Genomic DNA, 10,479 nt, shown 5'->3' with positions numbered 1-10,479 from the left:
ACGGTATAGCAAACATATTTATCATAGCTACCGAATGCTTAAGATGTTGGTTAATTCAAAGGCCCAAGAAGAGCCTTTGAATAATATTAATGAGCAGCAAGAACAGCGTAGATTTTGGGATCTTGCTGAATCGTTGCAAGCACTTTAGCTGCCAATCCTGCTGGATTGCGGCGTTTACCTTCCCAGCTTTTAACTGTGTCTAAACTGACCCCCATAGTCGCAGCAAATTCGGCCTGCGTGACTTTAAGTAAATCTTCACGGATTGACTTAACGTCGGCAACCTCATAACGCGTTACTCTGGCGGGCTTTTTGAGGCCATGATGAATTTCTACAGCTTCCTCAAGGGAGGCTTGAAGTTCGTTAAATATACTCATTTGCTCTCTCCTTTAAGTGATTGAACGATTTGTTTTAACTTGGCCTTTTCTTCCGCAGTTAGGCTCTCTTTAACTGATTTTGGATAAGCGAGTACCAGGTAAATCTTGTCGGCCAGAGCAAGGACGTATAGCACTCGTATACTGCCACTCTTCCCTTTGTTGCCTACAGCCATTCTAACCTTTCGTAAGCCACCTGTACCTTTGATAATATCGCCTTTATCTGGCTGAGCAATAAGCTCTGCTTGCAAATCCTTTAGTTCGTCATCTGTTGCAAGTTCTTTGATCTGTCTTGTAAAGATCGAGGTTTCGACAAACTCAATAGCATGGCTCACTAATCAAAATCCTTATGCTACCCTCAAGGTGTACATTGTACACTTTTGATTTATAGTAATCAACACAGAGCTATTTGCCATTGCTAATTAGGCCCACATTTTAGTGAATCAGACCCAAATGCCGTCATTTTACGCTGGCTTCGGGTTAATGCGCTTTTCCCTAACTGCCTGAGTGCCGAGCGCTTAACCAGACACTGGTTATCTCATTGGCCTACAATTTTTCTGCTCGGCGTTATTCACTACTAGTGTCAAAACATAATCGTTATACGGTTATATTCAAAATTTCTTATTTTCGAATGCATTTTAGTCAATATACGTATGCGTTATCCCAAGGCTATAAAGATAAAACAATTAAAATTTAATTATTTAAATTTTATGTAGGTTAGATAATAGGCGTTGAAAAACGCCGGATGCGCATAGCGTATTTGACGAAAAACTGATACGTTTGTCTTAAAAAGTGCGCGATTTTCTATCTAATAAGTTAGACACGTATGCAGATTAATAAATCTTAGCAAGCAAATTAAGTTTCGGAGTTTATTAAATGAAGAATATAATTTTTAGCCTTTTACTTACTTTTTCAATACAAGGTTGTACAAGCACTGATTCATCAAGTTATCCAATATCACAATCAGATATCCAACCACAAATTTATACCTTTTTAGACTTAAAGGGTGAGAAGCTTGAATTGTGGAAAAAAGCCAGAAATCACATTGCTACAGTTTATGGTGATAGCAAGGAAGTAATGAGAGTTGAGGATGAATCTGAAGGTTCTTTAATTGGTAAAGGGCTTGTTCAGTGGAAGATGATTGACTCAGCGATCAGCCCATACTGTTACTCTAGCTATGATATTAGATTTCTTGCAAAAGATGGTAAAGCTCGATTACAACTCGAACTTCTATCCGGTGTACCTGCTGGCTCCGAATGTGTTGCATGGACATTGCCATCCAAGTATGGATACGACCAAATTTTAGTAAAATTTGGATTAATGGCAAAAACATTTGAGACTATCTTGCGAAGCGAAGATTCAATCGGAGGCATTAACGATTTTTAGTAAGTTGCGGTAGTTATAACTGCTGTGTTTGAGTTTATTCGCTCCTTCGGTGCGATCGTTGCTTTCGTAATCTTCAACAGTTTTTATAGCTAGAATGTAATGATATGAAGGTGTTATATGGGGTGGTTATCTAAATTTTGGGGCTCATCAGAGCGTGATTTTGATGTGGGCTATTATGAAGAATATAGCCTTGGATTTTTTGTTAATTTGATCCATAAATACCAAGGTTGGTATTTATGGAAAATTCAAAATGGTGATTCTGTAAGCCTAATGTTGATCAAGCCTGCAATTGGTGAGTTACCTACAATTCCAGTTGGGCTTGTTTGGTGTTTTGGGGGTAAAGGTTTTTATGGATATATAAATAAATCCATTTTTTCAGAGAGGGACTTATATCTTAGTTTTTATGGCTCACAAAAATATAGGGGTAGTACAAAATGTTTATTCAAAAATCAGTTGCTAGATTCACTAACTGAAGAAAGCTTTATAAAAATGGATGAAAGCCAAGTAAGATTTGAGGTTACAACTGCACCTGTTAAACATCGTTCTGGCTCAAGTGCTTACCGGATAGAACAAGGAATTGTTGATTTTACAGGGAGCAAAGCGGCTTTTGATACTCTAAATATGGAATGGCAAAAACTTATTCAAGAATAGCGATTTTTTGTTGAAAACGAATGATTTTTAAAGACAAACTAACTGTTAAAGTGTTCGGCAGCAGTTTATTATTTGGTTATTATGTGTTCAGGGGTAATCGCATCATGTCTCTAGATTTTTATGAAGAGTTGCTTAAGAGCGAGAGATTTTGTGAAAGCTTGGGGCGTCTGATTTTGATGTCTGGTAAATTGGAGTCAGCTCTAAAATCTGTTGTTCTCACCGCTAATATTCAGGTCAAATATGATCTCGAACGAGCAATGCTAGGTCAGCTTGCTAGTACTTGTAAATCATCTGAATTAGTGACTGATGAACTTAGTGAGATCTTATCGTTTATAATTGTTCGTCGTAATTACCTTACACATAAAATATACCCGCATTTTAACGATGAAATTGATATTTCGTTGTTACCTACAATAAACTTAGAACCTGATGATGCCGAGTATTCTTTCCCTAGATACGTAGAGGATTTGTTGTCTTATATTGAATTCGCAATCGATTATCTCAATGAAAAAACTAACACATCATGCGTTTGTTAATTACCGAGTTCGTGAATCACTCTACACCAGACTGATTCACGCGAGCCCCTAAAACCCGCCCTATTGCCCCGTTTGCGGCTATTCTGGGGCGGTTTTTTCCCTTAAGATGAATCAAATCTCTAGAGAACTGATTCAACCCCATGCAAAACCCCGATATTGCCCCTGAAATGCGCCTATTTACGCCTGATGGTGAGCGGTTGTATTTAACCGCTGAAGAACGGCGGCGTTTCCTCGATGCCAGTGCCTTAGAATCGCCAAGTGAGCGGATGTTTTGCCATGTCCTGCATTACACCGGTTGTCGCCCGTCTGAGGCATTAGCGATCTCGCCCAGGCATGTGATGGTCGAGGATGCGGCAATCGTTATTCGTTCCCTTAAGAAACACAAAACAGATCCCCATGGCCGGTTGAAGCAAGCACAGTATCGCAGTGTGCCGGTGCCGCCGTCTTTGATTGAGCACTTGGATTTGGTGTTTGGCCTGCGTGCACAGCTACGCCGTGAGATTCATGCTGATAGTCTGTTATGGCCGCAGAGTCGACCTACCGCTTATCGCCTAGTGAAACGTGTCATGCACAGAGCGGGTATTGTGGGGGCGCAAGCGACCGGTAAAGGTTTACGGCATGGCTTTGGCGTGGCAATGGTCACGGCTAATCCTCCAGTACCTCTGCATGTGATCAGTCAACTCATGGGCCATAGCGACAGTAAAACCACGGAAATTTATCTGCAGGTACTGAGTGAAGAACGGCACAGCTTAGTGATGAATGCTTGGGGGTAAGTCGATATCCTTTTTTGCAATGCAAAAAATGCATTAACATTACCTCATTAAAGAAAGGCTAAATTTGGTCTTTTTTTGGTCTTTAGTGTGTCGCATGATATGATTATTGCCATAGTGAATGGGGTTCCCTTATTTCTAATCAATCAACCAGGCACAAACTTATGAACATAGAAACAATCAGTTTTTTGAAGAAAAATGCAGCGAGTTTGCCCCTCGATGAGCCGATGATTATTACTCAAAATGGTGTCCCTGCTTACGTTATTGAGTCGGTTGCTGATAGAAATCGACGCGATGAGGCGATTGCTTTACTGAAGTTGGTCAGTTTTGCGAAAAGTGATCAACAAAATGGTCGCACGATCTCATCAAGTGTATTCAAGGAGCGTTTGGCTAATCGTAAACTCGCTTTAAAGGATGAGTAGTATGTCTGTGGTGAAACTGGAATATACCAAGACATTTGAAGACACCGTAGATAGCGCCATATCTCACTACTCCCAATGGAATGACGAGATCTCGATTATCGAGAGAATTGAGGCTGTTATTGATGCCTTTGAATCATCCGTGACGCAAAATCCTTTGAGCCATGCGTTATGCCAAGAGTTAGTTGAGCTTGGCGTTACTCAGGTAAGGCATGCGATTAAAGAGGACTTTAGAATACTGTACGAGGTTAGCTACGTTAATGGTGAAGCCCTTATTACAGTGCTACTTTTTTTGAGCCAACGGCAAAGTATACAGAATCAGTTGATTAATCATTGCTTGGTTTATAAGTAATCTTCACTTATTTGTGTATTTCAATTGTAATACATTTTTGCATTGCAAAATTATCACACTCTATCGTTTATCAATGGGGATTGTTTTTAAGAGGGACGATATGAGCACCTTACTATCCAAAGTATGCGCTATAGCCAACAAGAAGCACACCAACGTGAAGGTAGCTATTGAGGCTAGGGGAGCGTTTAATGCTAGTCTTTGAGGTATTTAGCCTTAATTTCATTTCTTAACATTATATCTGCTAGCGTTTTAACTTCTTTTGGCCACTCAGGGTCTGATTCAGGCTTTGATTTCGTTACATAATCATGTTGAAATGTTGGGTTTTCTGGTTTGTATTCAAGCCTATTGCTTAAGTCGAGAATGAGCGATTTCATTTCAGATTGCTCTTTCCGCATTTCTTTTACTAGCTGCAAAAGCTCTTCATATGATGGTGTTTCATTGTGTTGCTTTTTTTCTGATTCATGTGTTGCATCTTGTTTCAGCACTCCATAAACACGAAGTAGTTCTGATGTATCAACTAATGGATTTCCGTCACGGTCTCTTTCTGCTGAAAGCTTGCCAGCGTTGATGTGTCGCCAAAGTGTAACCCTGTTCTTACCTACTACTTTAGCAGCCTGACTTAGATTTAACTTTGCCATGTGTTGCATCCAATTTATGGTCAATGGACCGGTGGTGTTGCATGTGTTTCATTATGTCTAATGTGTGTGAATGCTACAACTTTCCTAGGTGTTTCTAGAGATCCATTTTCAACTGTTTGTTTGGTTTCAGGGTGAAAGCTAGTGCGGTTACGTTCCTTCCATGTTTGATGGTTTCGTATGTGATAACAAGATCGCTCCGCTGGTTTAATTCTTGAACGGAAGGCTTTATCACCCATTTATTTAGATCTTTGAAAAGCGGATATTTATCATCGACGCCTAATGCGTATCTGAAATCATCTAGACTAATGTTTCTAAAGTTTTTGTCGTTAAAACGTGAAAGCAGTTCGTAAAGACGGATCGAGTGTGCAGACTGAAGATTTGCGATGTTGCGTAATTTGTAGGTAGTAAAATTACTCTTTAGCTGAGTTATGTATTTTAATACGCGATCAGACCAAACCAACCTAACTGCACCATCACCTTTAATTTTTTTTGCTTTTTCTTGAATCCAATATAGTTCTATTTCTTCACCGTTCTCATAGAGCGTTATGGTTGATTTAAAAAGTAAATCTGCCGCTTTGTATAGCTCTCTATGCGCGTTTTTTATATCTATCCCCATAAGTTCTGAGAATTCTAGGGCTGATAACCTGACCTCTTTTAACGGGGTTGAATCTGGTCGAGGATCTACCTTGCTCAGACAGGCTAAAACCAACTTTTGTGCTTGTACATTAAGTCTATATCGAGCATCTAAAAGGCTATTTGCTTTCGTTACTGCAAGTTTTGAATTCATACAAAGGAGATATTGTTGATAGATTATTCCACCTTACATATAGGAGGAATAGTTGTAAATTAACTTCTCTTTAATTTGTGGATATGACCGTAAATTTCTCCACCTATCAGTTCTGTTTTCACCGTAAATCTCTCCTCCTATAAAGTGCTTTTCACCGTAAATCTCTCCACCTATCACCGCTGAAATCATTGCGTATCAAGGTGTTCAGAGGTGCTACAAACAAGAAAGATCTATACAAACAAGAAAGATAAAGATCTTACAAAGTAAAAATCATGTGGAAAACTTTAAAATTTCGGGAAGTAAGAACCCCTCCAGGGGGCTTTGCCCCCGCCGGCCCTTCCCCTCGCTTCGCTCGTTTCCGGCGCCCCCAAGAGCAGCGGCTGCGCCGCGACCAAGGGCTTCGCCCTAGTTCGCCTAAAGGCTCCACCCTTACCCATTAATGCCTCGCCATTTCCTAGCTTCGCTAGGGGCGAGCATAAAAACCTCGCTATTAGTTCCGTTTGTCTCCGACCGTTTAACAACAAACGTGCTGTACTTCTTGCTAAAAGCATCGCTTCGCTCAGGTCTAGCAGGAAGGAGGTAAATCCACCTCTATCATCAATGCTAACATGGTTAAAACGCTGTAAAACCCGCTAAAAAGATAAACGTATAGCAACATGCCATTTTTTAAAAATGTTGCTTAAAACGCATTTTAGGGCCTCTGAGCGATAGGTGATTAGCGAAGTCTATCGCCAAGAGCAAAGTGGCTAGTTCTTTCAATGAGCAAAAAATGACGTCAAGCGGGGTAGTGTCACTCCATTTTAAGGGAGTGACACTACCCCCAAATGGTGTTCCTCATGCGGGGGTAGCGTCATTTTTTGCTTTTTGAGGCGTGACGCCGAAGCAGTGGCTTGCGCTGTAATTTAGCATGAGGTACAGTCAAGTTTCTTCACCTCGCATCCATTGATGCCAAATAACGAAACCTCTTTGATCACCTAGTAATCTCCAAGCTCAACAGAGCTTATGGGTCATTATATTTGGATGTTTGCGCTCAACAGAGCCACACCATTTGGGCAATTGCCCGTAACAACACTCGCTCAATATCACCGGTTTGCCGGTGGGTTCTTTCTGTGTCGGCAGTCAGAACGAGCATTAACACTGAACTGAATTCCGAAATGGCCTAGAAATAGGTCGCCGTGTTGTTAGCCCTCGAGAAATATATTCCTCTTAAAACACGCCCGAATGGGCGTGCTTTTTATCTCAAAATTAAATTCTATTTTTTGATTGTGTAACTTTTTCAAGGTGCATTATGGCGACCAATTTCTTTTTTGAGGCCAGCAAGCTATTGCGGCAGCACAACCCAAGCTCTTTTGCGACTAAATCAGAACGATTCAAAACCATAAAATTAGTCGATAAACAGCTCGTTGCCTTGGGTTTTAAAGGGCTTAAACTCAATAATTTAAAACCTAAGCACATCGAAGCATTAGTTACTCATTGGCAAGCTGAGGGCCTTGCCCTGGGCACGATTAAAAATCGTATGGCACATCTACGGTGGTTAGCGGAAAAAATCGGTAAAAATGGCCTTATACCGCGCTCCAATGACTCGGTGGGGATTAGCCGTAGAGTGTATGTCACCAATGAAAATAAGAGCCGAAAATTGAGTGATATGCGACTAAATTTGATAACCGATCAGTATGTGCAAATGTCCTTGCGCCTGCAGGCAGCGTTTGGATTACGGCGTGAAGAAGCCATGAAGATCCAGCCGGCGAAAGCGGATCGGGGTGATCGTTTGGTACTTGATGCGTCCTGGTGCAAAGGCGGTCGAGATCGCGCGATCCAGATTTTAACGGCTGCTCAGCATGAACTATTGGCAGAGGCGAAAGCATTAGCTGCCGGCAGATCGCTTATTCCGAAAGAACTCAGTTATGTGCAGCAAATGAAACGCTATGAAAATACCTGTATAAAAATTGGATTGGATAGGGCACATGGGTTAAGGCACAGCTACGCTCATCGCCGTTATGTGGAACTGACCGGTTTTGAATGTCCGGCGGTATCGGGTGTTTCTGTTGGTTCATTACCCGCGGCGCAACAAGCCGCTGATAGGTACGCCAGAACTGTGATAACCGGTGAGTTAGGGCATAGCCGGTTACAAGTTACTGCTGTGTATTTAGGTCGTTAAGTAACTTGATTTTGTAACTTATTCAAGTATAATAATTAATATGAAAATAAAATGGAGGTGAGCTATGAAAGAAGAACAAATTTCCATTGTAAAAGGGCAGCATGGCGGCGCTCGTCCTGGTGCTGGTCGTAAAACCAAGTATGAAAAGACTGTGGTGATGCGGGTTCCTGAGAAGTACCAAGAGGTGATCAAGGCGCTAATCACCCACTTAGACGAGACCGCTTACCTGAATAGCCATTATAAAAATGGGCAGGAATCTGAGCCAGTGTATCTGCGCTCGCTCGATGACAATAAGCAGAATATTAGCTTTAAAACCATGCCGTTCTAGGCGGTGTTGCACAGTGCAACACCGTGAAACAGGCGCGTTAAATGCAATGGATTTTTGCAATGCAAAAAATAAGGGCCAAAAGGGTGGGCCGTATTTGCCGTTTTTTAGCATCATTTTCGAGAGATAATTTTGCAATGCAAAAAAACGTGAGCATGATTTCAGCATTAACGGTTATTTATGAGTTGCAAAATTACCCCTTTAGATAAGCATTTTTTATCTTAGCGTAAGGGCAATTTGCATTGCTCCTTCATGGGGTGGTTGTTAACATTAACAGCGCGGAAGAACATAAACTGAGCAGAGGTATATTATGAGTGAGCTACAACTATGGTCTATCTTCGTCATGTTCGTGACACTCGGTTTAGTCATCGCATCCGGAGTGGTCTTATACAAAGGTTTTAAAGAATAGTTCTAACTCAATCTGTATTCATTCCCCCCCAACGCTTAAACTTGGCGTTCATTTCGTTTTCTGACACAAAATCACCAGCATCTGCTTCGCATAGCGCGGCATGGATTTCTGCTATTTGCCATGCTTCCAGAGCTAGATAATCCTGAGTCGCTTGCTTCGCCAGCCAAGATTTCGTTCTACCTGTTAACTGAGCAAGCTGTACTCGCTTTTGTTCGATTTCATCGGATAAGCGTACTGACATGACACTCATAGCAAACCTCAACATAGAAGATGTAAAACGACATTACATCGATTGGTATCCAGTTGTCATGCTGTGCTTATAGCCAATCTGAACTTGATTTTGTTTCAAAATCAAGTTTGAGTAAATACGTATCAATATAGTTAGGCCATAAAACCTATATGACGGATACCATATTGAGACGTATTGATTATCCCGTGTAGGATGTAGGGCATGGAAGGTATATAGCCAGTATATAGCGCGTATTTACCACTGATATACCACGGCTTTTCTTCGTATTGTTCAGGTTTATAGCGGTTTTTTGTATGGTTGAGCTTTTACGCACTGAAACCGCTAAATAACCGTAAAAAAACATGGATAAATGCGGAATATAATACTGGGCAGGATGTGTGAAGTAGGCCTACCTTGATAAATCAGGCTGCCCTATTCACTTGGATATATTCGCTCCATTCCGGCGCTCAATTCCTTCCCTGTGATAATTGAATCAAGCAACCTCAATTATTGAAAAAGTTACAAAATCAAGGTGGATAATAGTGAATAACAAGGTTAAAGGTATTCCATTTGCAGAAGTTAAAGCTGCGGCGCTCGCCAATCCTGCCGTTCTTGAGGCTTACTTGCGTGAACAAGCCACTGTATCAAATCGAGTTGATGTTGAAATGTTCATAACTAAGCTAATGGCAGCCTTAAGCGATCTTCCACAGAAGGATATTGAGGTATGTGATTTAGCTAATGAGATCGGCATAGCTATTGCCTCATTAGCGGGTAGTGAAAAGCATATTGAAAGAGAGTGTCTTAGTGGGATTAAGCATGGCTTTTCAATGATTAGAGAAGCATAAATTGTAATCGAGAGGTTGTTTTTAATGGATAAAGTATCGTTGAATGCGTTTTGGGCCCATGCGTTGCCGTGTGTGATCATCTCATCTTGTATGCTGGGTTTTGCCTGGCTTGCGATTCAGGAGTCCGATGTCACCCTATCGAGCCAATATCTTGTGGCGGCTTCCGTTTCGTTTACTTTTACGCTGATCGGCTATTGGGGTTATTGTAAATATTTTGCTTCAAAAAAGCCGCACAGTGCATTGTATGCGGTTGTTTATACTGTGTTATTTCCATTGTTTTATCTGCCAAGTGCTTTTTTTAGAAGGCGTAGATAATTTTGCAATGCAAAATTGTTTTATAAATTTTTTGACCGGTTTTGCTTTTTTAACTATCCGGACGATTTTCAAATCGGGGGGATTAGATAACAAAACCAAATTTATGGCATAAAAAAGCCTTGTTTTTACAAGGCTTTTTTATAATGAAAATTTTATTAGTTAGAGTCTTTATGATGATTTTTAAAATACATTACACCTAAAGCTACCACTAACAGCAACGGGGATGATACTAAGATATAATCAACAATGGTCATAATTTATTCCTTCCAACGCTTTCTTCTCATCACC

General features: G+C 40.8%; 15 protein-coding genes. 10 read left to right on the top strand and 5 right to left on the bottom strand.

Annotation, left to right across the window (positions count from 1 at the left end):
- Positions 1-86: 86 nt before the first annotated feature.
- Entirely contained in the window at positions 87-374 is a 288-nt protein-coding gene (gene nadS, locus CF168_RS22260) for a NadS family protein (RefSeq protein ID WP_011918371.1), read from the bottom strand.
- A complete protein-coding gene (locus tag CF168_RS22255) occupies positions 371-706 on the bottom strand; it encodes a type II toxin-antitoxin system RelE/ParE family toxin (RefSeq protein WP_011918370.1) in 336 nt (111 codons plus the stop codon). Before CF168_RS22255 ends, nadS begins: the two co-directional genes overlap by 4 nt.
- 541 nt (positions 707-1,247) lie before the next feature.
- Between CF168_RS22255 and CF168_RS22250 the strand changes: the two genes are divergently transcribed.
- The 6 genes from CF168_RS22250 (at position 1,248) to CF168_RS22225 (ending at position 4,485) form a co-directional block, all read left to right on the top strand.
- Positions 1,248-1,757 carry a DUF4468 domain-containing protein gene (locus CF168_RS22250; RefSeq protein WP_089069048.1) on the top strand — a complete coding sequence of 170 codons (510 nt, stop codon included), beginning with the start codon at positions 1,248-1,250 and terminating at the stop codon, positions 1,755-1,757.
- A gap of 117 nt (positions 1,758-1,874) precedes the next feature.
- Complete coding sequence (locus tag CF168_RS22245; RefSeq protein ID WP_089069047.1) at positions 1,875-2,408, top strand: hypothetical protein; 534 nt, start codon at positions 1,875-1,877, stop codon at positions 2,406-2,408.
- A 20-nt stretch (positions 2,409-2,428) separates the two neighbouring features.
- Entirely contained in the window at positions 2,429-2,944 is a 516-nt protein-coding gene (locus CF168_RS22240; RefSeq protein ID WP_089069046.1) for a hypothetical protein, read from the top strand.
- 140 nt (positions 2,945-3,084) lie between these two features.
- Complete coding sequence (locus CF168_RS22235) at positions 3,085-3,717, top strand: tyrosine-type recombinase/integrase (RefSeq protein WP_089069045.1); 633 nt, start codon at positions 3,085-3,087, stop codon at positions 3,715-3,717.
- Positions 3,718-3,878: 161 nt separating this feature from the next.
- Positions 3,879-4,136 carry a type II toxin-antitoxin system Phd/YefM family antitoxin gene (locus CF168_RS22230; protein ID WP_089069044.1) on the top strand — a complete coding sequence of 86 codons (258 nt, stop codon included), beginning with the start codon at positions 3,879-3,881 and terminating at the stop codon, positions 4,134-4,136.
- A gap of 1 nt (position 4,137) precedes the next feature.
- Positions 4,138-4,485, top strand: a complete 348-nt coding sequence (locus CF168_RS22225; protein ID WP_089069043.1) for a type II toxin-antitoxin system RelE/ParE family toxin — start codon at positions 4,138-4,140, stop codon at positions 4,483-4,485.
- A gap of 191 nt (positions 4,486-4,676) precedes the next feature.
- On the opposite strand, the gene CF168_RS22220 is transcribed toward CF168_RS22225, so the two are convergent.
- A complete protein-coding gene (locus tag CF168_RS22220) occupies positions 4,677-5,123 on the bottom strand; it encodes a hypothetical protein (protein ID WP_226770135.1) in 447 nt (148 codons plus the stop codon).
- Positions 5,124-5,217: 94 nt separating this feature from the next.
- Positions 5,218-5,910, bottom strand: coding sequence for a replication initiation protein (locus CF168_RS22215; protein WP_089069041.1), 693 nt, complete (start codon positions 5,908-5,910; stop codon positions 5,218-5,220).
- A 1,288-nt stretch (positions 5,911-7,198) separates the two neighbouring features.
- Here CF168_RS22215 and CF168_RS22210 point away from each other — a divergent pair.
- Together CF168_RS22210 and CF168_RS22205 are read left to right on the top strand one after the other, a co-directional pair.
- Entirely contained in the window at positions 7,199-8,068 is an 870-nt protein-coding gene (locus CF168_RS22210; protein WP_089069040.1) for a phage integrase N-terminal domain-containing protein, read from the top strand.
- 64 nt (positions 8,069-8,132) lie between these two features.
- Positions 8,133-8,396: a hypothetical protein gene (locus tag CF168_RS22205; RefSeq protein ID WP_089069039.1), complete on the top strand. Its 264-nt coding sequence runs from the start codon at positions 8,133-8,135 to the stop codon at positions 8,394-8,396.
- Positions 8,397-8,809: 413 nt separating this feature from the next.
- On the opposite strand, the gene CF168_RS22200 is transcribed toward CF168_RS22205, so the two are convergent.
- A complete protein-coding gene (locus CF168_RS22200; protein WP_089069049.1) occupies positions 8,810-9,052 on the bottom strand; it encodes a CopG family ribbon-helix-helix protein in 243 nt (80 codons plus the stop codon).
- Positions 9,053-9,573: 521 nt separating this feature from the next.
- On the opposite strand from CF168_RS22200, the gene CF168_RS22195 reads away from it, so the two are divergent.
- Both CF168_RS22195 and CF168_RS22190 read left to right on the top strand, forming a co-directional pair.
- Positions 9,574-9,876, top strand: coding sequence for a hypothetical protein (locus CF168_RS22195; protein ID WP_011918373.1), 303 nt, complete (start codon positions 9,574-9,576; stop codon positions 9,874-9,876).
- Between the two features lie 24 nt (positions 9,877-9,900).
- Positions 9,901-10,191 (top strand): hypothetical protein, encoded by a 291-nt coding sequence (locus CF168_RS22190; protein ID WP_014611547.1) that lies wholly within the window; start codon positions 9,901-9,903, stop codon positions 10,189-10,191.
- Positions 10,192-10,479 lie beyond the last annotated feature (288 nt).

Origin of the sequence: Shewanella bicestrii (genome assembly GCF_002216875.1) — a bacterium.
In the GTDB taxonomy this organism is placed as follows: domain Bacteria; phylum Pseudomonadota; class Gammaproteobacteria; order Enterobacterales; family Shewanellaceae; genus Shewanella; species Shewanella seohaensis.
Note: the sequence above shows the minus strand (reverse complement) of the source record. Positions and strands in the feature narration are given on the sequence as shown.